Annotated in this window: 23 protein-coding genes; 16 read left to right on the plus strand and 7 right to left on the minus strand. The window is 72.2% G+C overall.

What is annotated here, in order from left to right; all coding sequences use genetic code 11:
* Positions 1 to 3 precede the first annotated feature (3 nt).
* Positions 4 to 1,407, plus strand: a complete 1,404-nt coding sequence (locus ACWEF6_RS10125) for a GH1 family beta-glucosidase (protein WP_449682596.1) — start codon at positions 4 to 6, stop codon at positions 1,405 to 1,407.
* A 172-nt stretch (positions 1,408 to 1,579) separates the two neighbouring features.
* Positions 1,580 to 2,200: a DUF2306 domain-containing protein gene (locus ACWEF6_RS10130; RefSeq protein WP_449682597.1), complete on the plus strand. Its 621-nt coding sequence runs from the start codon at positions 1,580 to 1,582 to the stop codon at positions 2,198 to 2,200.
* Here ACWEF6_RS10130 and ACWEF6_RS10135 read toward each other — a convergent pair.
* Together ACWEF6_RS10135 and ACWEF6_RS10140 are read right to left on the minus strand one after the other, a co-directional pair.
* On the minus strand, positions 2,151 to 3,311 hold the full coding sequence (locus tag ACWEF6_RS10135; protein WP_449682598.1) for an acyl-CoA dehydrogenase family protein: 1,161 nt from the start codon (positions 3,309 to 3,311) through the stop codon (positions 2,151 to 2,153). The two genes, ACWEF6_RS10130 and ACWEF6_RS10135, sit on opposite strands and share 50 nt — an antisense overlap.
* Positions 3,308 to 5,650 (minus strand): bifunctional salicylyl-CoA 5-hydroxylase/oxidoreductase, encoded by a 2,343-nt coding sequence (locus tag ACWEF6_RS10140; protein WP_449682599.1) that lies wholly within the window; start codon positions 5,648 to 5,650, stop codon positions 3,308 to 3,310. Before ACWEF6_RS10140 ends, ACWEF6_RS10135 begins: the two co-directional genes overlap by 4 nt.
* Before the next feature lie 67 nt (positions 5,651 to 5,717).
* On the opposite strand from ACWEF6_RS10140, the gene ACWEF6_RS10145 reads away from it, so the two are divergent.
* Complete coding sequence (locus ACWEF6_RS10145) at positions 5,718 to 6,113, plus strand: RidA family protein (RefSeq protein ID WP_449682600.1); 396 nt, start codon at positions 5,718 to 5,720, stop codon at positions 6,111 to 6,113.
* Here ACWEF6_RS10145 and ACWEF6_RS10150 read toward each other — a convergent pair.
* On the minus strand, positions 6,100 to 6,942 hold the full coding sequence (locus tag ACWEF6_RS10150) for a PaaX family transcriptional regulator (RefSeq protein WP_449682601.1): 843 nt from the start codon (positions 6,940 to 6,942) through the stop codon (positions 6,100 to 6,102). The genes ACWEF6_RS10145 and ACWEF6_RS10150 overlap by 14 nt on opposite strands.
* 52 nt (positions 6,943 to 6,994) lie before the next feature.
* On the opposite strand from ACWEF6_RS10150, the gene ACWEF6_RS10155 reads away from it, so the two are divergent.
* Genes ACWEF6_RS10155 through ACWEF6_RS10165 form a run of 3 tightly spaced genes read left to right on the plus strand, consistent with a single transcriptional unit; the run spans position 6,995 to position 8,871 of the window.
* Positions 6,995 to 7,672, plus strand: a complete 678-nt coding sequence (locus tag ACWEF6_RS10155; RefSeq protein WP_449682602.1) for a GNAT family N-acetyltransferase — start codon at positions 6,995 to 6,997, stop codon at positions 7,670 to 7,672.
* Positions 7,673 to 7,715: 43 nt separating this feature from the next.
* The gene (locus ACWEF6_RS10160; RefSeq protein WP_449682603.1) at positions 7,716 to 8,453 is read left to right on the plus strand and encodes a hypothetical protein; all 738 of its coding nucleotides are present in this window, start codon (positions 7,716 to 7,718) and stop codon (positions 8,451 to 8,453) included.
* 58 nt (positions 8,454 to 8,511) lie between these two features.
* Positions 8,512 to 8,871 carry a PLDc N-terminal domain-containing protein gene (locus tag ACWEF6_RS10165; RefSeq protein ID WP_449682604.1) on the plus strand — a complete coding sequence of 120 codons (360 nt, stop codon included), beginning with the start codon at positions 8,512 to 8,514 and terminating at the stop codon, positions 8,869 to 8,871.
* A 29-nt stretch (positions 8,872 to 8,900) separates the two neighbouring features.
* Here the strand turns inward: ACWEF6_RS10165 and ACWEF6_RS10170 are convergent, their stop codons facing one another.
* A complete protein-coding gene (locus ACWEF6_RS10170; RefSeq protein ID WP_449682605.1) occupies positions 8,901 to 9,365 on the minus strand; it encodes a MarR family winged helix-turn-helix transcriptional regulator in 465 nt (154 codons plus the stop codon).
* 99 nt (positions 9,366 to 9,464) lie between these two features.
* On the opposite strand from ACWEF6_RS10170, the gene ACWEF6_RS10175 reads away from it, so the two are divergent.
* Complete coding sequence (locus ACWEF6_RS10175) at positions 9,465 to 9,887, plus strand: nitroreductase family deazaflavin-dependent oxidoreductase (RefSeq protein ID WP_449682606.1); 423 nt, start codon at positions 9,465 to 9,467, stop codon at positions 9,885 to 9,887.
* Positions 9,888 to 10,287: 400 nt separating this feature from the next.
* Here ACWEF6_RS10175 and ACWEF6_RS10180 read toward each other — a convergent pair whose 3' ends face one another.
* Together ACWEF6_RS10180 and ACWEF6_RS10185 are read right to left on the minus strand one after the other, a co-directional pair.
* A complete protein-coding gene (locus tag ACWEF6_RS10180) occupies positions 10,288 to 11,454 on the minus strand; it encodes an acyltransferase family protein (protein ID WP_449682719.1) in 1,167 nt (388 codons plus the stop codon).
* 79 nt (positions 11,455 to 11,533) lie between these two features.
* On the minus strand, positions 11,534 to 12,826 hold the full coding sequence (locus tag ACWEF6_RS10185; RefSeq protein WP_449682607.1) for an FAD-binding oxidoreductase: 1,293 nt from the start codon (positions 12,824 to 12,826) through the stop codon (positions 11,534 to 11,536).
* Between the two features lie 70 nt (positions 12,827 to 12,896).
* Between ACWEF6_RS10185 and ACWEF6_RS10190 the strand changes: the two genes are divergently transcribed.
* Genes ACWEF6_RS10190 through ACWEF6_RS10200 form a run of 3 tightly spaced genes read left to right on the plus strand, consistent with a single transcriptional unit; the run spans position 12,897 to position 15,607 of the window.
* Complete coding sequence (locus tag ACWEF6_RS10190) at positions 12,897 to 13,781, plus strand: LysR family transcriptional regulator (protein ID WP_449682608.1); 885 nt, start codon at positions 12,897 to 12,899, stop codon at positions 13,779 to 13,781.
* Positions 13,782 to 13,812: 31 nt separating this feature from the next.
* Positions 13,813 to 14,616: an oxygenase MpaB family protein gene (locus tag ACWEF6_RS10195; RefSeq protein ID WP_449682609.1), complete on the plus strand. Its 804-nt coding sequence runs from the start codon at positions 13,813 to 13,815 to the stop codon at positions 14,614 to 14,616.
* A 31-nt stretch (positions 14,617 to 14,647) separates the two neighbouring features.
* On the plus strand, positions 14,648 to 15,607 hold the full coding sequence (locus ACWEF6_RS10200) for a DNA polymerase domain-containing protein (RefSeq protein ID WP_449682610.1): 960 nt from the start codon (positions 14,648 to 14,650) through the stop codon (positions 15,605 to 15,607).
* A 4-nt stretch (positions 15,608 to 15,611) separates the two neighbouring features.
* Here the strand turns inward: ACWEF6_RS10200 and ACWEF6_RS10205 are convergent, their stop codons facing one another.
* Positions 15,612 to 16,367 carry a CDP-alcohol phosphatidyltransferase family protein gene (locus ACWEF6_RS10205; RefSeq protein WP_449682611.1) on the minus strand — a complete coding sequence of 252 codons (756 nt, stop codon included), beginning with the start codon at positions 16,365 to 16,367 and terminating at the stop codon, positions 15,612 to 15,614.
* Between the two features lie 67 nt (positions 16,368 to 16,434).
* Between ACWEF6_RS10205 and ACWEF6_RS10210 the strand changes: the two genes are divergently transcribed.
* Genes ACWEF6_RS10210 through ribA form a run of 6 tightly spaced genes read left to right on the plus strand, consistent with a single transcriptional unit; the run spans position 16,435 to position 21,381 of the window.
* The gene (locus ACWEF6_RS10210) at positions 16,435 to 17,397 is read left to right on the plus strand and encodes a zinc-dependent alcohol dehydrogenase (RefSeq protein ID WP_449682612.1); all 963 of its coding nucleotides are present in this window, start codon (positions 16,435 to 16,437) and stop codon (positions 17,395 to 17,397) included.
* A 31-nt stretch (positions 17,398 to 17,428) separates the two neighbouring features.
* Complete coding sequence (locus tag ACWEF6_RS10215; protein WP_449682613.1) at positions 17,429 to 17,827, plus strand: 6-pyruvoyl trahydropterin synthase family protein; 399 nt, start codon at positions 17,429 to 17,431, stop codon at positions 17,825 to 17,827.
* The gene (locus tag ACWEF6_RS10220) at positions 17,824 to 18,891 is read left to right on the plus strand and encodes a glycosyltransferase family 4 protein (RefSeq protein WP_449682614.1); all 1,068 of its coding nucleotides are present in this window, start codon (positions 17,824 to 17,826) and stop codon (positions 18,889 to 18,891) included. The genes ACWEF6_RS10215 and ACWEF6_RS10220 overlap by 4 nt, the downstream gene beginning before the upstream one ends.
* The gene (locus tag ACWEF6_RS10225) at positions 18,888 to 19,715 is read left to right on the plus strand and encodes an SAM-dependent methyltransferase (RefSeq protein ID WP_449682615.1); all 828 of its coding nucleotides are present in this window, start codon (positions 18,888 to 18,890) and stop codon (positions 19,713 to 19,715) included. Before ACWEF6_RS10220 ends, ACWEF6_RS10225 begins: the two co-directional genes overlap by 4 nt.
* Positions 19,712 to 20,731 carry a lysylphosphatidylglycerol synthase transmembrane domain-containing protein gene (locus ACWEF6_RS10230; protein ID WP_449682616.1) on the plus strand — a complete coding sequence of 340 codons (1,020 nt, stop codon included), beginning with the start codon at positions 19,712 to 19,714 and terminating at the stop codon, positions 20,729 to 20,731. Before ACWEF6_RS10225 ends, ACWEF6_RS10230 begins: the two co-directional genes overlap by 4 nt.
* Positions 20,728 to 21,381 (plus strand): GTP cyclohydrolase II, encoded by a 654-nt coding sequence (gene ribA, locus ACWEF6_RS10235; protein WP_449682617.1) that lies wholly within the window; start codon positions 20,728 to 20,730, stop codon positions 21,379 to 21,381. Before ACWEF6_RS10230 ends, ribA begins: the two co-directional genes overlap by 4 nt.

Consider the following 21,381-nt stretch of genomic DNA (forward strand, 5'->3'; position numbering starts at 1 on the left):
GCCTTGACCGAGACCACAGCCGCGACCGCCGAGCAGCAGGCGCTGATCGACACCCTGCCGCCGGACTTCCGCTGGGGCGTGGCGACCGCCGCGTACCAGATCGAAGGCGCGGTCTCCGAGGACGGGCGCACACCGTCCATTTGGGACACGTTCTGCCGGGTGCCGTGGGCGATCGACAACAATGACAACGGTGACATCGCCTGCGACCACTACCACCGGATGCCGTCCGACATCGGGCTCGTCACCGAGCTCGGGGCGGACACCTACCGGTTTTCCGTGGCGTGGCCCCGGGTCCAGCCGCACGGCCGCGGCGGCGTCAACGAGGCGGGCATCGGGTTCTACGACCGGCTCGTCGACGAGACGCTGAGCCGGGGCATCACGCCGTGGCTGACGCTGTACCACTGGGACCTCCCGCAGGAGCTCGAGGACGCGGGCGGCTGGCCGGCTCGTGACACGGCGTACCGGTTCGCCGACTACGCGATGCTGGTGTTCGACCGGCTGAAGGATCGGGTCCGCCACTGGACGACGCTGAACGAGCCGTGGTGCTCGGCGATGCACGGGTACGTGCACGGCGTGATGGCGCCGGGCCGCCGCGACTACGCGGCGGGGTTGCACGCGGTGCACCACCTGCTGCTGGGCCACGGGCTGGCGGTGCAGCGGATGCGCGAGGCGGCGCCGGCGGACACGCAGTTCGGCATCACGCTCAACATGTGCACGGCCGACCCGGCGACCGACTCCCCGGAGGACGTCCGCGCGGCCCGCCAGGCCGACGGCCTCGGCGTCCGCATCTACCTGGACCCGCTGGTCCACGGCCGGTACCCGGAGGACGTGGTCGAGGACCTGGCGGCGCGCAACGTCCGCCTCCCGATCCAGGACGGCGACCTCTCGGTGATCTCGACGCCGCTGGACTTCCTGGGCGTGAACTACTACTTCGGCCAGCAGTTCTCGGGCGTGGACGATGCCGGGTCCGCGGTCGACGCGGACGGTGTCCCGGCGTCCCGGGTGATCCCGTTCGGCGAGCCGACGACGGCGATGGGCTGGGAGATCCTGCCGGGGAAGTTCACGGAGCTGCTGACCCGCCTGGGCCGCGACTACCCGGGCCTGCCGATGTACATCACGGAGAACGGCTCGGCCTTCGACGACGACCCGGACTCTTCGGGGTTCGTGCGTGACGACGGACGTACGGCGTACCTGGCCTCGCACATCGCGGCGGTGGCGGCGGCCCGTCAGGCCGGGGCGGACGTGCGCGGGTACTTCGCGTGGTCGCTGTTGGACAACTTCGAGTGGGCGTACGGGTACGCGAAGCGGTTCGGGTTGATCCGGGTGGACTACGAGACGCAGGAGCGGACGATCAAGCAGAGCGGGTACTTCTACCGCGACACCGTCCGGCGGGTCCGCGGCCGCTGAACGGCGGTGGGGTGGGCCCCACCACGGTGGCGGTGGCTCACCCCATGGCTTCCCCTCGGGACTTTCCGTAACGTTGGAAGAAAAGCCGACCCCGGGGGAAGCCATGACCGTCCGGACCGATGTCACACCCGTACCTGCCGCTGCGCCGCCGAAGTGGTGGCGACGGCCCTGGGTGGCGCCGCTCGCCCTGGTCGTCGCCGTCTTCCTCGCCTATTCAGTGCCGCCCTACCTCACGCTCGATCCCGCGCAGTCGCGCGTTCCCGCGCCCGCCGGGTTCGCCGCGCACTACTGGTTCCTCGTGGCGCACATCGCGTTCGGCAGCGTGGCCATCGTCGGCGTCATCCTGCAGATCTGGCCGTGGCTGCGCCGGGAGCACCCGATCGCGCACCGGCGGATCGGGCGCGTCTACGTCTTCGCCGGCGCCATTCCCTCCGCCGTGCTGGCGGCGACGATCGGGGCGGTGAGCCCGTTCGGGCCGGTCGTCGCCGCGCTCAACGTCGTGGCCGCTCTGCTGTGGCTCGGCTTCACCGTGGCCGGGTGGCGGGCCGTGCGGCAGCGCCGGTTCGCCGAGCACCGGAAGTGGATGATCCGCAGCTTCGCCATGTGCATGAACACGCTGATGACCCGCGCGCTGTCCCCGATCGGCTTTCTGGTGGTCATGCCGCGGGGCGGGGACAAGGAAACGATGATCCTCAGCGCCGCCACGGTGTCGGCCGCGTTGAGCATCCTGACGCTGCTGCTGCTCAGCCAGTGGTGGCTCGACCGGCACCCGAAGCCAGCCAGCGCGCGATGATCGTCCGCTGGATCTCCGACGCGCCTTCGTAGATCCGGGGCGCCCGGACCTCCCGGTACAGGTGCTCCAGCAGGTGCCCGCGCCGCAGCGCGCGGGCACCGTGGAGCTGGACCGCCGAGTCGACGACGAACTGCGCCGCCTCGGTGGCGAACAGCTTCGCCATCGCCGCGCGGCCGCCGAGGTTCGGCTCGCCCGCGTCGTACGCCCCCGCCGCCGCGTAGACCAGGAGCCGGGCGGCTTCGGTGCGGGTGGCCATCTCGGCGAGGGTGTGCGCCACCGCCTGCTGCTTGAGCAGCGGGCCACCGAAGGCTTCCCGCTCGCCGGTGTGGTCCACAGTGGCGTCCAGCGCGGCTTGTGCCATCCCGACGGCGAACGCGCCGACGCTCGGGCGGAACAGGTCCAGCGTCCGCATCGCCACGGCGAAGCCGTGGTTCTCTTCGCCGAGCAATTCCTCACGCTGCACCGAAACGCCGTCGAACGTCAGCGTGCCGATCGGGTGCGGGCTGACCAGGTCGAGGTGCTCGCCGCCGAGGCCCGGCCGGTCGGCGGGGACGACGAACGCGCTCACCCCGCGTGCGCCCGCTCCCGGTGTCGTACGCGCGAAAACGGTGTAGAAGTCGGCTTCGGGGGCGTTGGAGATCCACATCTTTTCGCCGGTCAGGCGCCAGCCGTCGCCGTCGGGCTCCGCCGCGAGGGCCAGCGCCGCCGCGTCCGAGCCCGCGTCCGGTTCGGTGAGCGCGAACGCCGCCACCGCGTCGCCGGCCGCCACCGCGGGCAGCCACTTCGCGACCTGTTCGTCCCTTCCGGACTGGAGCACGGGGTAACTTCCCAGGCCCTGCAACGCCAGTGCGGTCTCGGCCTCGGTGCTGATCGTGGCGAGGTTCTCGCGCAGGATGCACAGGTCCGTCGCGGCCGCCTGCCTGGACGGCGTGCCCGAAGCGACCCCGGGGAAGAGCCGGGCGAGCAGGCCGAGCGCACCCATCGCCTTGAGCAGCGGGCGGTTGACCGCACCCTCCACTCCGGACTCGGCGAGGGGGAGCAGCTGCTCGGTCGCCACCCGCCGGACTTCCTCGGCGAACGCGCGTTGCTCCGGATCCAGGGTGAAGGTCATGTGGACGCTCCCGGTCGCCAGCGGGCGTGAGCGGTGCCGGTGGGACCGGACCGGACGAGGTCGAGGCGCGGCTCCGGCCCGTCGGAGCGGCCCGTCTGCGGCTTGCGGCGGCCCGCGGCGAACGGCTTCGGCCACGGCATCGGGTAATCCTGTTCGGCCGCCGCGTGCAACGTCCACTGTGGATCGTAGAGGTGGGTCCGGCCCAGGGCGCACAGGTCCGCGCGCCCGGCCAGGATCAGCGAGTTGACGTCGTCGTAGGACGAGATCGCACCGACCGCGATCACCGCGATCCCGTACTCCTCGCCGATCTCGTTGCGGATCCGGTCGGCGTACGGGGTCTGGTAGCTGCGGCCGTACTGCGGACGCTCGTCGCTGACGACCTGGCCGGTCGAGACGTCGATGCCCGCGGCGCCGTGGGCGGCGAACGCCCGCGCGATCTCGACGGCGTCGTCGGCGTCGAGGCCGCCCTCGCACCAGTCGGTCGCCGAAATCCGGACCGTCATCGGCCGCTCGGCGGGCCACACCGCGCGGACGGCATCGAAGACCTCCAGGGGAAACCGCAGCCGGTTTTCGAGCGAGCCGCCGTACTCGTCACTCCGACGGTTGGTCAGCGGCGAGAGGAACGACGACAGCAGGTAGCCGTGTGCGCAGTGCAGCTCGAGGACGTCGAACCCGGCGCGCGCCGCGGCCCGAGCGCAGGCGACGAACTGCTCACGGATCTCTACGAGGTCCGTTGTGGACAGTGCACGCGGGACTTGGTTGCGGTCCGAATAGGGCAGTGGTGAAGGTGCGCAAATCTCCCAGTTGTCGGACGGCAGCGGCTCGTCGATGCCGTCCCACATGAGTTTCGTCGAGCCCTTGCGCCCGGAGTGTCCCAATTGGACGCCGATGCGCGCCGGCGTCTGCGTGTGGACGAAATCGACGACCCGCTTCCACGCCGCTTCCTGGTCCGCTGTGTACAGTCCGCCGCAGCCGGGCGTGATCCGGCCTTCGGGGGAGACGCAGACCATCTCGGTCATCACCAGCCCGGCACCACCGAGGGCCTTGCTGCCCAGGTGCACCAGGTGGAAGTCGCCCGGCACGCCGTCCACCGCGGAGTACATGTCCATCGGGGACACGACGATCCGGTTGGGCAGTTCCAGTTCACCCAACTTGAACGGCTGGAACATCGGCGGCCGCGACGTCGTCCCGAGCGTGCGCGCGAACCAGGTGTCCAGTTCGGCGGCGAATTCGGGGTCGCGCAGGCGGAGGTTGTCGTAGGTGACGCGGCGGCTGCGCGTGAGGATGTTGAACGCGAACTGCGGCGGCTCCTGGTGGGCGTACTGCGCGATGTTCTCGAACCACTCCAGGCTGGCCTGCGCGGCCCGCTGCGTCGACGTGACGACCGGCCGCCGTTCCAGCTCGTAGGCCTTCAAAGCAGCTGCGACGCCGTCGTTTTCGTGCAGGCACGCGGCCAGCGCGAGCGCGTCCTCCATCGCCAGTTTCGTGCCCGAGCCGATCGAGAAGTGCGCGGTGTGCGCGGCGTCGCCGAGGAGGACGACGTTCTCATGCACCCACGTCTCGCAGCGGACCGTGCCGAACGAGACCCACTTCGAGTTGTTCGCCATGACCTGGTGGCCGTCGAGGACGTCGGCGCACAGCTCGCGGATCAGCGCGATCGACTTCTCGTCGCTCTCGCCGGGCTTGAGCGACGTCGCCGCGATCGGCCCGAACGTCCGCTGCCAGACGTCTTCCTGCACCTCGAGGATGAACGTGCTGCCGTCGCGGCCGTACGGGTAGCCGTGGATCTGCATGATCCCGGCCGGCGTTTCCAGGACGTAGAACTTGAAGGCGTCGAACACCAGGTCCGTGCCCAGCCAGATGTACCGGCACCGGCGGGTCTCGACGCTCGGCCGGAACGTCTCGGCGTACCGCGCGCGCACGGCCGAGTTGACGCCGTCGGCCGCGATGACCAGGTCGTAGCCGCTGAGGTCGGTGGGTGCTTCTTCCCGGAAGTGCATGCCGACGCCGAGTTCGCCGCAGCGGCTCTGCAGGATGCCGAGCAGGCGCTTGCGGCTCATCGCGGCGAAGCCGTGGCCGCCCGAGGTGGTGACCGTGCCGCGGTAGTGGACGTCGATGTCGTCCCAGCGAGCGAATTCGGCCTTCATCGCCTCGTGCACCGCCGCGTCGGCGTGCTCGATGCCGCCGAGCGTCTCGTCGGAGAACACGACGCCGAAGCCGAAGGTGTCGTCGGGTGCGTTGCGCTCCCAGACGGTGATTTCGTGGCCGGGACCGAGCTGCTTCGCGAGCGCGGCGAAGTACAGACCCGCCGGGCCGCCACCGATGACCGCGATTCGCACGCCGTCCAGGGTATGTCGTGGTGACTACGACCGTCAATAACGCGAAAGATGGCGTACCGTGTCCCGCATGGAACGCATCAACCCGCCGGAGCTGGGCCGGCCGTCCGGGTTCTCGCACGCAGTGGTGGCCGAGGGCCGGGTGGTCTTCCTCGCCGGGCAGACCGCGCTGGACGCGTCGAACAAGATCGTCGGCGACGGCGTGGTCGAGCAGTTCGAGCGCGCGCTCGGCAACCTCCTGGCGTCGCTGCGCGCGGCCGGCGGCTCCCCGGCGGATCTGTGCAGCGTGACGGTCTACATCGTCGACATGGCCGATTACCGCGCCCACGCGCGCGAGATCGGCCGGGTGTGGAAGCGCCTCGCGGACACGGAGTACCCGGCGATGGCGGGCATCGGCGTGTCCCGGCTGTGGGACGAGGAGGCGCTGGTCGAGGTCCAGGGCTTCGCGGTGCTCAGCCGAGGTTGATCGCCTTCGCGACGTACGCGCGGGCCGGCGTCTCCAGTTGCGCGTGCAGCTGGAAGAACAGCTCGGCCGCGCGGATCCCCGACCAGCCGGCCGGCAGGAACTCCGCGGGCAGGCCCGGGTCGAGGTAGGGCATCCGCCGCCAGCCGGTCAGCACCCGGACGTAGTCGGCGAACGCCTGCTCCTCCGTCACGGACTTGCGCCGCAGCGCCGGCCCGTGCTCGTCGAGGAAGGTCGTGTACAGCTCGTCCAGCCGGTCGAGGTCCCACCAGTCGCGGACCTTCGCCGCGACGTCGCCGAAGGCCAGGTGGTCGGCGCGGAACAGGTCGGCGTACCCGGCCAGGCCGAGCCGGGTGAGCGCTTCCTCGGTCGCCGCGTGCAGGTGGGCCGGGGCGATCCAGACGCCGGAGGCCGCCGTGCCGAAGCCCATCCGGGCGAGCTGGGTGCGCAGGAGGTGGCGCTTGTGGCGTTCGGTCTCGGGCACCGAGAACACCGCGAGCAGCCAGCCGTCGGCCGGGGTCGCGCGGCCGCGGCGGAAGATCCGCTCGTCGCCCTCGCGCAGGATTTCGCGGGCTTCGTCGGACAGCTCGTAACCCGCCGTCGCGTCGCGGCGGACCGCTTCGAGGATCCCGCGCCGCTTCAGCCGGGAGATCGACGAGCGCACCGCGGGCTCGTCGACGCCGACCGCGGCCAGCAGGTCGATCAGCGAGGCGACCGAGAGCCAGCCGCCTTCGGTGCGCGAGTAGAGGCCGTACACCGTCACGATGAGCTGGCGAGGCTGGGCGGACCGGCCGGAGCCGTCCAGTTCGGTTGCCTCGGGTACGGCCGTCATCGCGCCACGATAGCAACTCCCGGCCGGATCGCTCCGCTACGATTTCGCCGCGATGCTGCCAGCCACCAAGGGGATCTTCGACCGGCTCACCCGCCGGGGCCGCCTGATGACCAAGCGGACCTGCGACCGGCAGGGCCACGTGCTGCGCGGCGGGCGCTTCCTCTTCCGCACGCCGACCGCGTGGGAGTACGCCGCCGCCGTGGCCGGGGGCAGTGATCCGGCCGCGCAGCGGTGGCTCGGCTGGCAGCGCGACTCGATCGTCGCCGAGCCGGCGCGGGCGGACGCGCTGCGGGTCGTGCCCGGCACCGGGCCGGACTGGGCGTCCCCCGATCCGCAGTCCGTCGACCTGGTGATGATCGACGTCGAGGCCAACCGCTGCGTCGGCCTGGTGAGCGTGCACACGGGCGAGGACGGCGGCCCGGAGACCGGCGGCTACCTCGCGCCGGCGTACCGCGGCCGCGGGTTCGGGCGCGTGCTCTTCGCGGCCGGGCTGACGCTGGCGCACGACCACCTCGGCCTGACGCGGGTGCGGGCCGGCGCGGAGGTCGGCAACGTCGCCAGCGCGCGGTCGCTGCAGGCGGCCGGGCTCGGCCGGGTGGGCGGCCCGCCGACGTACCGGCTGCCGGACGGCCGCGTCACCGAGGCGTGGTGGTTCCAGCACGACGTCCCGCGCCCGACGCGGTGCGGTGGGCCGCAGGCGACGTGGTTCCCGGCTGCTCCGGTGCTGTGAAACTTCGGCGCTCGCCGACGTTTTCCGCGGCTAACTTCGCGCTATGACTTCGCTTTCCGCTCCGGTTCCGCCCGTGCCCGTCGATGGTGCTCCGGGGAGTGTCGCGTGGCTGCGGGCGTCCGTCGCCCGCTTCAGCAACGGCGCCGACCACGTCCGGCGGCGGGCGCTCGCCGTGGATCTGCTGGGTGATCTTGACGTAGAGTTGTTGCAGGACAACGCTTTCTCGCGTACTTCGGCGATCGTGGCGGGTGTCGAAGTCGTCGACGTGATGGCGCGGATCGCGCGGCCGGTGCCGGTGGGGGTGCTCGCCGAAGCGCTGGGCCTGCCGGACGTCTCGGCCGACGTCGTCCCGCTCGCGGCGGCTTACCACCCGCACGTGACGCCGGGCGCGGACGCGGAAGCGGCGTTGGCGCGGCTGGTCGAGGTGTGCGGCGGGCCGACGGAACTCGCGGCGGCGCGGATCGGCCTGCTCGTCCAGGCCTGCGACGCCACGGCGGGGCTCATCGGGAACGAGCTTTTCGCGGCCCTGACCGGAAAACCGGCCGAACAGCCGGTGCTCGCCACGCGCCGCCGGGTCGACGGCGCCGACGTGACGGTGTCCCTCGCCGGGACGCCGTTCGGGGCGGGGCAGCGCGCGTGCCCGGGCGCGCGGCAAGCGCACGCTCTCGCGGCCGGCGTTCTCGGGGCGTTGCGTGGATTCCGCCTGACAGAAGCGGAAGTCTCCTGGGTTTCGTCGCCGAATCTCCGGATGCCCGTTCGCCTGCGGGTGACCCGCGGCTGAACGGCCCGGGGCTTCTGCTAAGACTTACCGCGTTCATCCTTTGGGGGAAGGCGGGGAATTGCTGTATTTCAACGGCCTGCTCGGCGTCGTCACGTTCGGGTTGTGGATCTTCTGCCTGGTCGACGTGATCACCACGGACGAGGGGTCCTGCCGCAACCTGCCGAAGGGGTTGTGGCTGCTGCTCGTGCTGGTGGTGCCGCTGGTCGGCTCGATCATCTGGCTGGTGGCGGGCCGTCCGCAGCAGGTGGCGCGGGCGCGCGGCCCGTACGAGCGCCAGGCGCCGGCGTTCCCGGAGTACGACCGCCCGGGCCGCTTCGCGGCCACGAGCCCGGAAGACGACGAGGAATTCCTCCGCAAGTGCCGGGAACGCGCGGAAGCCCAGCGCAAGCTGGCCCGCGAAAAGCGCGGCGACGAATAACGCCGTGTCGACCCCTCTGATCACGGGGGTCAGCAGGTGGGGCCTTCGCAGGTGCCGCGTTCGTAGGCTTCCAGGGTCGTGATGACCAGGCGGCGCTCGGCCGGGGTGAGCGGGGTCAGGGCGTCGCTCCAGGCCTTGGCGCCGCGGGCGAGCCAGGCGTCGACGGCCGGGCGCTTGTCGTCGGTGATGCTGACGATCGTGCGGCGGCGGTCGGCCGGGTCTTCGTCGCGGTTCAGGACGCCCTGGCGGCTGAGGTCGCCGACCATCAGGCTGGCCGTCGTCGGGGCCACCTGGAGGCGGGTGGCGAGTTCGGTGACCGTCATCGGGCCGTCGAAGAGCAGGTAAGACAGCAGCGAAAGGTGCCGCGGCGCCAGCGCGCAGCCGTCGAGCTCGGCCGGCACCGGGGTGCGCTTCGCGCGGCCGACCAGCCGGGGCATGAGCAGCAGGAGCTGCCGCACGCCGTCCTCGACACTCGGTCCGGCCTCCGTTGACACCGCTCACCTCCCGTCGGTAGCTTTGCTTGCAAAACAAACTCTTCGCCCGAGCGTACCTCGCGCCCGCTTGAGCGTACCGGCCAGAAACAAGGGGATCCCATGACCACGCCAGCCGAGATGAACGACTTCAACAAGCAGGTCGTCGAGGAATTCCGGGCCAACGAGGGCAAGGTCGGCAACTACTTCGAGGGCAAGAACGTGCTCTTGCTCACCACCACCGGCGCGAAGAGCGGCGCGGAGCGCCTGTCCCCGCTCGTCTACACGAAGGACGGCGACCGCTACGTCGTCGCTGCGTCGATGGGCGGCGCGCCGAAGAACCCGGCTTGGTACCACAACCTGGTCGCCAACCCGAAGGTCACGGTCGAGGTCGGCACCGAGAAGTTCGAGGCGACGGCCACCGTGATCGCCGACCGCGCCGAGCGCGACCGCCTGTACGCGGGCATGGTCGCGCACGCGGAGGGCTTCGCGGAGTACGAGACGAAGACCACCCGGGTCATCCCGATCGTGGTCCTGGAGCGCTAGGAACCGATCGGCGCCGGCGCGCGTCGCGCCGGGCCGATCGGCGCGGGCTCCGTACGAAGACTCCCGCGCGCGGTTCCGGCGGCTGACGCCGGCGCTGGTCGCTGCGGGGGCCTTCGTGGCTTCGCGCCACCGGTGCCGAAGGCGCCCCGCGGCCGGGAACCGACGAGCGCTAGGAACCGATCGGCGCCGGTTCGGGCCGGTGCCGGCCTGCGCCAGGCGCGCGGTGTAGCGCCGCCACAACTCCTCGGTTCAGAGCGGTCCGGGTCGATCGGCGCGGGCTCCGTACGAAGACTCTCGCGCGCGGTTCCGGCGGCTGACGCCGGCGCTGTTGGCTGCGGGGGGCTTCGTGGCTCCGCGCCACCGGTGCCGAAGGCGCCCCGCGGCCGGGAACCGACGAGCGCTAGGAACCGATCGGCGCCGGCTCGGGCTCGGCGCGCGTTGCGGCGGGGCGGTCTGCCTCCTGCTGTTCCGCGCGCCGGGTGTCCTTGCGGGTGATCAGGCGCTTGCCGACGTCGATGAGGGGCTTCTCGACCCAGCGGTGGATGAGGTCCGCGATCGCCAGGCCGACGATGAACACCGTCAGCGCCGAGACCGTCCGGTGCGGTGCGAGCCCCGGCACCGCCTGGACCACCGCGAAGTGCACCGGCCCCTGCAGCAGGTACAGCGAGTACGAGCGCTCACCGACGAACCGCATCGGGGCCGTGCTCAGCAGCCAGCGCAGCGGGCCCGGGCTCACCAGGACGATCAGCAGGAGCATCGTCAGCCCCGCGTACGCCACCAGCAGCCACAGGTTGTTGCGGGTCTCGTGCCACAGGTCGTCGAAGTTCGTGTGCAGCAGCGCGAACGCCGCGACGATCGGGATCGCCGCCAGGGGGTGGGTCAGCGGCTTCAGCAGCGCGTACCCGCGGCGGTAGTGCAGCAGGATCGCCAGCAGGCAGCCGCCCGCCAGGATGAAGTAGTGGATCGTCGAGCGGTAGATCGCCGTCTGCGATTCGTTCAGGACGAAGCCGCCGGTGGTCAGCGGGACCAGGGCCAGCAGCGCGATCATCGCCGTGCCGACCAGCAGGAACTTGCGCTTCGCCGCGCCGATCCCGATCGCGACCAGCAGGAACGGCCAGACCAGGTAGAACTTCTCCTCGATCCCGAGCGTCCACGAGCCGCTGAAGAAGTTGTCCGTGCCGGTGGTGGCCGCCGGCAGGAACTCGTTGAGGAACGTCAGGTAGTACTTCAGCGCCTGCGGGAAGTCGCGCGAGTAGAACTCGCCGCGCAGGATCACGAACGCCACGATCCCGCCGAGGATCACCAGGTACGGCGGCAGGATCCGGAACACGCGCCGGATGTAGAAGTTCGACAGCGAGATCCGGCCGTTGCGGTCCTGCTCGCGCAGCAGCAGCGTGGTGATCAGGAACCCGGACAGCACGAAGAAGAGGTAGACGCCGACCCAGCCCGACAGCCACGTCCAGTTCGGCCCGCCGAAGTGGAAGAAGATGACCATCGTCGCGGCGAGCGCGCGCAGGCCGTCGAGCCCGGGGAACCGCCGCATGCCGAGGTAGTCCTCGTGACTCATCGTGCGCAAGACGGTTCCCCTATCGGTGTGATCAGGCCGGCCGAGTATATGGCCCCCGATCCCCGGCCTTCTGCCCGCCTCACCCGGCCCGGAAGACGTTCCCGGCGTCGTACCGGCGCTTCAGCTCCCGCAGCCGCCGCAGGTCGGCGCCGGAAAAGACGCTCTCCGCGACCTCGTCCGGCGCGTGCTCGCCGTAGACGAACGGCAGCAGCCGGCCGGTCGTCCACGGCGCCAGCGCGTCGAACAGCTTCGCGTGCACGCGCCGGGCTGCCGCGACGCCGTCGTCGCCGACCACCGTCAACGCCCGGACGACGAACTCGGCCGCCGAGTCCCAGCCCACGCCCGGCACCTCCGGGGTCCGGGCGAGCTCACCGCCGAGCCGGTCGATGATCAGCACCGGCGGCGCGGCCGCGCCCGGGCCCGCGTGCTCGACGATCGCGTCGAGCATGGCCTCGTTCAGCTGGGAAACGGTCGCGTTGGTGCCGTGGTAGCCGTGCGGCTGCCGCGGCTCGGCCGCGATCGACCCCGACTCGGTGAACGGCATGCGCCGCAGCGTGTCCGCCAGCGCGGGGGCGACGGCCCGCAGCGGCGCGACGACGTCGTCGCCGTCCTCGCCGAGGTACGCGATCCGGACCTGGGCGACGTGCCGGCCACGCACCGGCGCGGGCACCACCGGCAGGTCGGGGTACTGGATCATGGCCAGTGACGTCGTCAGCGTGTCCGGCGCGGCCGCCGACCACGTCCGCCAGGCGCGCAGCACGGCCGGCACGTCGGCGCCGTCGAAGGTGAGGCTGCCGCCGTAGAGCTCGGCGACCGGCAGGAGGGAGAACTCGATCGCCGTCACGACGCCGAAGCCGTCGCGGCCACCGCGCAGGGCCCAGAACAGGTCCGAGCCCGGCTCGACGCGCCGGAGCTCGCCGTCGGCGGTCACGACGTCGAGGGCACGGACGTGGTCGGCGGCCCGGCCGTACCGGCGGGCCATCAGCCCGAAGCCGCCGCTGAGCGTGTAGCCGACGACGCTGACGTCCGGCGACGAGCCGCTCAACGGCGCCAGGCCGTGCGCGCCGGCGGCTTCGATGACCGCTTCCCACCGGACACCCGCCTCGACCCGGGCGGTCCGGGCCGTGGCGTCGATCTCGACGCCGGTCATCCGGCGGGTGCTGATCAGGACGCCGTCGGTGCCGGCCGTCAGGCCGTGCCCGGTGGCCTGGACCGCGACGGGCAGCCGGTGCTCGGCGGCGTAGCGCACCGCGGCGACGACGTCTTCGGCGCTCTCGGCGGCGACGACGGCCGCGGGTGACGTCGGCACCGCCGTCTGGAATCCGGCGATTTCTTCGGTGTACCCGTCCTGGCCGGGCTGGAGGAGGTTCATGCCTCCAGCTTCGGGCGAGCCCGATCAGAAGTCCAAGATCTGGTTTTTCTGCTGACTAGAATCGGTGCTTATGGAACTGCATCAGCTCGCCTACTTCGTCGCCGTCGCGGAAGAAGGCAACTTCACCCGCGCGGCCGAGCGCCTGCACGTGGCTCAACCCGGGGTGAGTGCGCAGGTCAAACGCCTGGAGCGGGAGCTGGGGCAGGAGCTGCTGGACCGCTCCGGCCGGACGGTCCGGCTCACCGACGTCGGCGCGGCGGCCCTGCCGCACGCCCGGGCCGCGCTCGCGGCGGTGCAGGGGGTGCGCGAAGCCGTCGAGGAGCTGGCCGGGCTGGTCCGTGGGCAGGTCGCGATCGGCATGGTGACGTCGGTGGGCCCGATCGGGCTGCCCGACCTGCTGGCCGGCTTCCACGAGCGGTACCCGGCGGTCGAGATCACGCTCTCGGAGGCCGACTCCGACACGATGCTGGCGGCGCTGCGCGAGGGGCGGCTCGACCTCGCCGTCGTCGGCATCTCGACGGCTCCGCCGCCCGGCATCGCGACGCAAGTGCTGCTCGAAGAGCCGTTCCTGGCCGTCACCGCGCCGTCCGGTCCGCTGGCCGGGCGGGACGAGGTGGCGATCCCCGACCTCGACGGCCTGCCGCTGATGGCGCTGCCCAAGGGGACGGGCCTGCGCACGGCGTTGGACGCGGCCTTCGCCCGGGCGGGGCTGACACCGCGGATCGCGTTCGAGGCGGCCGATCCGAACTTCCTGGTGCAGCTGGCGACGCGGGGGCTGGGGGTGGCGATCGTGCCGGCGTCGCTGGCTCGGTACCACCAGGCGGAGCTGCAGGTCGTCGGGCTCCGCGGGCCGGGGCTGCGGGGCATGCTCGCGCTGGCGTGGCGGACGGAGGGGCCGCTGAGTCCCGCCGCGCGGGCGTTGATCGCGTTCGCCCGGGCGGCTCAGCATTCTTGACAGGTCGTCAACAGGAGCGTTCCCTCAGGTGATGACCGAGACCGCCCTTCGCGACGCCGTCATCGGCGCCGGGCTGCTGGCCGGCAGCGCGAACGTGATCATGCAGCTGTCCCGCGCACCCGTCGGCCACGGCGTCCTGGAGAGCCGGGTCGACAGCGGCAACCTCTTCCGCCACCCGGCGAAGCGGACGCGCACCACGCTGACCTACCTGGCGGTCGCGACGATGGGCACCGACGCCGAGCGCGCGGCGTACCGGCAGGGCGTCAACCGGGCACACGCTCAGGTGCACTCGACCGCGTCGAGCCCGGTCGCGTACGACGCCTTCGACACCGACCTCCAGCTGTGGGTCGCGGCCTGCCTGTACAAGGGCTTCGAGGACGTCTACCTGGCGTTCGTCGGCGGCGAGCCGGAGCGGTTCTACGCCGAGGCCGCCGCGCTCGGGACCACGCTGCAGGTGCGTCCGGAGATGTGGCCCGGCGACCGGGCGGCCTTCGAGGAGTACTGGGCCGGCGGGCTGGCCGCGATCGGCGTCGACGACACCGTGCGCCGGTACCTGACCCGGATCGTCGACCTGGAGTTCCTGCCGCCGGTGTTCGCCGTGCCGGGACGGCGGTTCCACCGGTTCGTGACCACGGGGTTCCTCCCGCAGCGCTTCCGCGACGAGATGCGGCTGCCCTGGACCGCCGCCGACCAGCGCCGGTTCGCCGCGCTCCTCGCCGCGCTCGGCCGGGTCGTCCGCGTCCTGCCCGGGCCGCTGCGGCGGTTCCCGTTCAACCTCTGCCTGGTGGATCTGCGGTGGCGGTTGCGGACCGGCCGCCCGCTCGTGGGGAGTTGACCGCCTCCCGCGGGGGCGCGAGGGTGGGCCCATGAGCGGTGATGAGGTGCGCCACGGCGTCAAGCTGAGCAGTCTCGACCAGGAGGTCTTCCCGGACGCGGGGGTCACCAAGCGGGAGCTGCTCGACTACCTCGAGGCGGTGTCCGGCCGGATGCTGCCGGAGCTGCACGACCGGCTGCTGAGCGTGGTGCGGGTGCTGCGCGGCCAGGAGCCGTTCATGCAGAAGAACCTGCCGAAGTACACGCCGGAGTGGGTCGAGCGCCGGGCGCTGTGGGCCGACCGCTCGCGGCGCGAAGTCACCTACGCGCTCTGCAACGACCTGCGCACGCTGCTGTGGTTCGGCAACCAGCGCGCGATCGAGTACCACACGACGCTGTTCCGGGGCGATCCCGCGAGCGGGCCGACGCACCTGATCCTCGACCTCGACCCGCCCGCGGACGCACCCTTCTCGCTGGCCGTGGGAGCGGCCGAGCTGGTGCGGGAGGCGTTGCGCAAGGACGGTCTCGACGGCGCGGTGAAGACCAGCGGTTCGAAGGGCGTCCACGTCTTCGTGCCGCTCGCGCCCGGACAGTCGACGGAGGACATCGCGGCGGCGACCCGCGCGGTGGCGGCCCGCGCCGAGCGGATCGACCCGGCCCTGGGCACGACGGAGTTCGTGGTCGAGCGCCGGGAGGGCAAGGTGTTCCTGGACTCCACACGGGCCGGCGGCGCAACGGTCGTTTCGGTGTACAGCCCGCGCCACCGCCCGGGCGCCCCGGTGTCGTACCCGGTCCGCTGGGCCGACGTCGCCGACGTCAAGCCGGGCGACTTCACGGTGCACACGGTCCCGGCCCTGCTGGGCGACGGTGACCCGTGGACGGAGGAGATGCCGGAGCCGTTCGTGCTGCCCGCGGACCTGGTCGAGGAGGGGCACACCATCCCGATCGCCCGCGTGGTGGCGATGCACGAGGGGAAACGCCGCGCCCGGGCGGCTCGTGAGGCGAGTTCGTAGCGGGTCAGGCGGCCTGGTTGTGGCCGTAGCCCAGGGGGCGGCGCAGGGTCGCCCGGGTGAACGTCACGATGCGGGCCGGCGGCTGCTCGACGCGGTGGCGGGCCAGCCAGACGACGTCCCGGCCGAACGACCACGCCAGCGAAGCCAGCGCGACCGCCACCGCGGCGTACGTCAGGACACCCGGCAACAGGCCCGAGACCGCGACCACCAGGACCACGCCCTGCACCGCGGCCACCGTCTTGCGCGCCATGCTCGGGTACAGCGGCGAGGTCAGCCACGGCATCGCCCACGACGCCGCGACGAACACGTACCGCATCAGGCCGATCGCCAGCACCCACAGCCCCAGCGTGCGGGACACCTGGATGCACAGCAGCAGGATGAGGAACGCGTCGACCTCCATGTCGAACCGCGCGCCGAACTCCGACGTCGTTCCCGTGCGGCGGGCCACCTGACCGTCGAGGCCGTCCAGGAGCAGCGCGACGCCGACCAGGCCGACCAGCCAGCCGAGGGAGAAATCGCCCGAGGCGATCAGCTGCGCGGCGCAGCCGACGAGGATCGCGCGGGCGAAGGTGATCCAGTCCGCCGGCCCGAAGGCGGGGCGGCCGCTGCGGCGCAGCCCCCACTCGGTCAGCAGCACCAGCGCGAGGCCGTAGACGGCTCCGGTCGCCCAGGCCAGCGGGGCGGAACCGCCCGCGAAGACCCCCGCGGCGAGCACCGGCGCCGGGATCACCGCACGCAGGAGAAGGTCCTGTTTGATCATCGTCGACTCCGCGAATTGCTCATAGGGTGGCGACACCAGCCTCCGGTCGCCCGCTGAGGAGAAACACGTGGAACAGGCTTTCTGGGTTCAAAGTCCCGGCGCGGGACAGCTGCGCGAGGAGCGGCTGCCCGACCCCGGACCGGACGACGTGCTCGTCCGCACGATGTGCTCCGGCGTCAGCCGCGGCACCGAAACCCTCGTCTTCCGCGGCGGTGTCCCGGCGAGCCAGCACGACGTCATGCGCGCCCCCTTCCAGGAAGGTGAGTTCCCCGGCCCGGTCAAGTACGGCTACCTCAACGTCGGCGTCGTCGAACACGGGCCGGAGCACCTCCGGGGCAAGACCGTGTTCTGCCTCTACCCGCACCAGACCGCGTACGTCGTCCCGGCGAGCGCGGTGACACCGGTGCCCGAAAACGTCCCGCCCGGTCGCGCGATCCTCGCCGGCACGGTCGAGACCGCGGTGAACGCCGTGTGGGACGCGCGCCCGCGGCTCGGTGACCGGATCGCCGTCATCGGGGCCGGGATGGTCGGCGCGAGCGTCGCCAAGCTCCTCAGTGGCTTCCCGGCGGCGAGAGTGCAGCTGGTCGACGTCGATCCGGCCAAAGCGGACATCGCGGTGGCGCTCGGTGTCGACTTCTCGACTCCCGAAGAAGCACTGGGCGACTGCGATCTCGTGGTGCACGCCAGCGCGTCCGAGGCCGGCCTGGCCAAGGCCCTGGACCTGCTCGCGCCGGAAGGGGAAGTCGTCGAGCTGTCCTGGTACGGCGACCGCCGGATCAGCGTCCCGCTCGGGGAGAACTTCCATTCGCGACGCCTGGTGATCCGCAGCAGCCAGGTCGGGACGGTCGCGCGACCGGACCGCGACTACGCCGAGCGCCTCGGCGTCGCACTCGAACTCCTGGCCGATCCGGCGTTCGAAGCCCTGGTCAGCGCCGAGTGCATGTTTGAAGATCTTCCTTCCGTGTTACCCCGGCTGGCGGCAAATGAACTTTCCGCCCTGTGCCTCCGTGTCATGTATCAGCCGCAGTGACCACGTCCACCCGAACGCATCGGAGGTCTTGGTGTTCAGCATCACCGTCCGTGACCACGTGATGGTCGCCCACAGCTTCCGCGGGGAAGTCTTCGGTCCCGCGCAACGCCTGCACGGCGCGACTTTCCTGGTGGATGCGACTTTCCGCCGCACCGAGCTCGACGAGGACAACATCGTCGTCGACATCGGCAAGGCCACGGAAGAGCTCAAGGCGGTGCTGAGCGACCTGAACTACCGCAACCTCGACGACGAGCCGGAGTTCAAGGGCGTCAACACCTCGACCGAGTTCCTCGCGAAGGTCATCGCCGACCGCCTGGCCGACGCCGTCCACGCCGGACGCCTCGGCGAAGGCGCGCGCGGCCTCGAAGGGATCGCCGTCTCGCTGCACGAATCGCACGTCGCGTGGGCGAGTTACGAGCGTGCACTGTGAACTCCCTTTACGTGATCCTCCCCGGAGACGTCGACGACTCGTCCGTCCCCAGTGGCGGCAACACCTACGACCGGCGGATGTGCGACCGGCTCGCCGCCGCGGGCTTCGACGTGCACGAGATCGCCGTCGCCGGCACCTGGCCACGGCCGGACACCGAGGCCCGCGCGGTCCTCGGCCACCTGCTCGCCGCGCTGCCCACCGGCTCGGCCGTGCTGCTCGACGGCCTGGTCGCCTGCGGCGTGCCCGAGGTCGTCGTCCCGGCGGCGCGGCGGCTGTCGGTGTCGGTGCTGGTGCACCTGCCGCTGGCCGACGAGACCGGCCTGCCGCCCGCGCTCGCCGCCGAGCTCGACGCGCTGGAGCGCGAGACGCTGCGGGCGGTCGGCTCGGTCGTCGCGACCAGCGAGTGGGCCGCACGCCGGCTGATCGACCACCACGGCCTCGCCCCGCACCGCGTGCACTCGGTGACGCCGGGCGTCGACCCGGCGCCGCTCGCCGTGGGCACCGACGGCGTCTCCCGGCTGGTCTGCGTGGCCAACGTGACCCCGCGCAAGGGCCAGGGCGTGCTCGCCCAGGCCCTCGAGACGGTCGCCGACCTGCGCTGGACGTGCGAATGCGTCGGCGGGATCCGCCGCGAGACCAAGTACGTCGAGCGGCTGCGCGAGCACCGGCTCGGCGCCCGCTTCACCCTCACCGGCCCGCGCACCGGCCGGGCGCTCGAGGCGACCTACCACACCGCCGACCTGCTCGTGCTGCCTTCGCGCGCCGAGACCTTCGGCATGGTCGTCACCGAGGCCCTCGCCCGGGGCGTGCCGGTGCTGACCACCGACGTCGACGCGCTGCCCGACACGGTCGGCGTCGCGCCGGACGGCTCGGTGCCCGGGATGCTCGTCCCCGGCGACGACGTCGAAGCGCTGGGCGCCGCCCTGCGCCGCTGGCTCACCGAACCGGCGTTGCGCGCCCGGCTCCGGGCGTCGGCCAAGCTGCGCCGCGAGACCCTGAGCGGCTGGGACGACACCGCCCGCCGGATCGCCGACATCCTCCTCCGGCAGGAGGCGGCGGCATGAGCGCGTTCGAGCCGGACTGGCTCTACCTACGCGAACCCGCGGACGCCGCGGCTCGCGCGACCGAACTCGTCGACCCGCTCCGCGACTTCCTGCCGGAGGACTTCGTCGTCCGCGACCTCGGCTGCGGCACCGGCTCGCTCGGCCGCTGGCTGGCCGCCCGGCTGCCCGGCACCCAGCACTGGATCCTCCACGACCACGACACCGCGCTGCTCACCCACGCGCAGGCGAGCCTCCCGGGCACCGCGCTCGACGGCAGCCCGGTCGACGTCGTCGCCGAGCGGCGCGACATCACCGCGCTGCGGGCCGCCGACCTCGCCGGGACGTCGCTGGTCACCGCGTCCGCCCTGCTCGACCTGCTGACCCGGGACGAGATCACCGCGCTCGCCACGGCGGTCGTCGAAGCGGGCTGCGCGGCGCTGCTGATGCTGTCGGTCACCGGCAAGGTGGAGCTCTCGCCCGCCGACCCGCTCGACCCCGCGCTCGCCGCCGCGTTCAACGCCCACCAGCGGCGGGTCACCGAAGACGGCCGGCGGCTGCTCGGCCCGAACGCCGTGGACGTCGCCGCGACCGCGTTCGGCAGGCTCGGTGCCACCGTCGTCCGCGCGGACAGCGCCTGGCGGCTCGGCCCGGACCAGGCGGAACTGCAGCGGCAGTGGCTCGAGGGCTGGGTCGGCGCCGCCGTCGAGCAGCTGCCCGAGCTGCGCCCGGTCGCCGACGTCTACCTGCAGCGGCGGCTCGAGATGGCGGCGGCCGGCGAGCTGCACGCGGTCATCCACCACGGCGACCTGCTGGTCCTGCCGCCGAGCCTGGAGGTGGCGGCGTGAAGCGGGCGCTGGCCTGGCTGCGGATCCTCGGTGCCGTCGGCATCCTGGCCGTCCTCGTCTGGCAGCTCGGCAGCGCTGCCTTCCTCGACGGACTCGGCCGGATCAGCGCGCCCGGCGTGCTGGCCGCCCTCGCCATCGGCTTCGCGACGACGGTGTTCAGCGCGGGCCGCTGGCAGATCGTCGCCACCCGGCTCGGCCTGCGGCTTTCGCTGCGCGCCGCGGTCGGCGACTACTACCGCGCGCTGTTCCTCAACGGCGTGCTGCCCGCCGGCGTCCTCGGCGACGTCCACCGCGCGGTGCAGCACGGCCGCGACAGCGGGGACGTGCCGCGCGGCGTGCGGGCCGTCGTCCTGGAACGCACCGCGGGCCAGGTCGTGCTGATCGCCTCCGCGGTCACCGTGGTGCTCGCGTCGCCGTCGGTCGTGCCCGCGGCGTTCCGCGAGGTCGTCGTGGTGGCCGGGGTGGTCGTCGTGCTGGCCGCCGTCGCCGCGCTGGTGGTGGGCCGCCTGCTGGGCGGGCGCTGGATCCACAGCCCGTCGAAGTGGCGCCGCGGCTTCGCCGTCACCCTCGCCGACGTCCGCCTCGGCCTGCTGACCCGCGAGACCTGGCCCAGCGTGGGCTTCCTGTCGGTCGCGACCCTGGCCGGGCACCTGGCGCTGTTCGTCGTCGCCGCCCGCGTCGCCGGGGTGGCCGCGCCGGTGTGGCAGCTCGTGCCCCTGATGGTCCTCGCGCTGCTCGCGATGGGCCTGCCCCTCAACGTCGGCGGCTTCGGCCCGCGCGAGGGCGTCTGCGCCCTGCTCTTCGGCGCGGCCGGTCTGGGGGCCGCCCAAGGTGTCACCGTCGCTGTCGTCTACGGCGTGCTCACGCTGGTCGCGAGCCTGCCCGGCGCCGGTGTCCTGCTCGTCCGGAGTGTCGCCGGGTTCCGCGTGACCCGCGCTCCGCACACCGGTGCCGTGCCCGCTCCGCGCGTCGCGGCCGGCACCGGGATCGAATCGGAAGTGGGGTTACAGTCATGACCGTAAGTGAGGTCGTCGGGGATCTGCCGCGCCGGGCCGTGGTCGAACGAGTCGTCGAGACCCGGCTGCCGACCCGGCACGGGACGTTTCGCGCGGTCGGCTACCTCGACCGCACCGGCACCGAGCAGGTCGCGCTGGTCTACGGCGACGTCTCCCCGCTCGGGGCGCTGACCCGGGTGCACAGCGAGTGCCTGACCGGCGACGTCTTCGGCTCGACGCACTGCGAGTGCGGCGACCAGCTGGCGGCGGCGCTGGACCGGATCGTCGAGGAAGGCTCGGGCGTGCTCGTCTACGTCCAGGGCCACGAAGGCCGCGGGATCGGCCTGCTCGCGAAGCTCGAAGCGATGCGGCTGCAGCAGGACGAAGGCCTCGACACGGTCGACGCGAACGTGGCGCAGGGCCTGCCGGTCGACGCCCGCGACTACCACGCGGCGGCGGGCATCCTGACCGACCTCGGCATCCGCTCGGTGCGGCTGCTGTCGAACAACCCGAAGAAGGTCGAACAGCTGACGCACTACGGAATCCGGATCAGTGAGCAGGTTCCGCTGCTGGTTCCGCCGAATCCGGAGAACCTGCGGTACCTGCGCACGAAGGCCGAGCGGATGGCCCACCTGCTGCCGCACCTGGACCAGGCCCTCGCCGGCTCGTGA

The sequence above is a fragment of the Amycolatopsis sp. NPDC004772 genome (assembly GCF_053601215.1).

Coding starts and splice junctions, on each gene's coding strand:
- ACWEF6_RS10135 (WP_449682598.1), bottom strand. CDS start 3,311: ATGACCTTCACCCTGGATCCGGAGCAACGCGCGTTCGCCGAGGAAGTC.
- ACWEF6_RS10145 (WP_449682600.1), top strand. CDS start 5,718: ATGGAACGCATCAACCCGCCGGAGCTGGGCCGGCCGTCCGGGTTCTCG.
- ACWEF6_RS10150 (WP_449682601.1), bottom strand. CDS start 6,942: ATGACGGCCGTACCCGAGGCAACCGAACTGGACGGCTCCGGCCGGTCC.
- ACWEF6_RS10155 (WP_449682602.1), top strand. CDS start 6,995: ATGCTGCCAGCCACCAAGGGGATCTTCGACCGGCTCACCCGCCGGGGC.
- ACWEF6_RS10160 (WP_449682603.1), top strand. CDS start 7,716: ATGACTTCGCTTTCCGCTCCGGTTCCGCCCGTGCCCGTCGATGGTGCT.
- ACWEF6_RS10175 (WP_449682606.1), top strand. CDS start 9,465: ATGACCACGCCAGCCGAGATGAACGACTTCAACAAGCAGGTCGTCGAG.
- ACWEF6_RS10180 (WP_449682719.1), bottom strand. CDS start 11,454: ATGAGTCACGAGGACTACCTCGGCATGCGGCGGTTCCCCGGGCTCGAC.
- ACWEF6_RS10185 (WP_449682607.1), bottom strand. CDS start 12,826: ATGAACCTCCTCCAGCCCGGCCAGGACGGGTACACCGAAGAAATCGCC.
- ACWEF6_RS10190 (WP_449682608.1), top strand. CDS start 12,897: ATGGAACTGCATCAGCTCGCCTACTTCGTCGCCGTCGCGGAAGAAGGC.
- ACWEF6_RS10195 (WP_449682609.1), top strand. CDS start 13,813: ATGACCGAGACCGCCCTTCGCGACGCCGTCATCGGCGCCGGGCTGCTG.
- ACWEF6_RS10200 (WP_449682610.1), top strand. CDS start 14,648: ATGAGCGGTGATGAGGTGCGCCACGGCGTCAAGCTGAGCAGTCTCGAC.
- ACWEF6_RS10205 (WP_449682611.1), bottom strand. CDS start 16,367: ATGATCAAACAGGACCTTCTCCTGCGTGCGGTGATCCCGGCGCCGGTG.
- ACWEF6_RS10225 (WP_449682615.1), top strand. CDS start 18,888: ATGAGCGCGTTCGAGCCGGACTGGCTCTACCTACGCGAACCCGCGGAC.
- ribA (WP_449682617.1), top strand. CDS start 20,728: ATGACCGTAAGTGAGGTCGTCGGGGATCTGCCGCGCCGGGCCGTGGTC.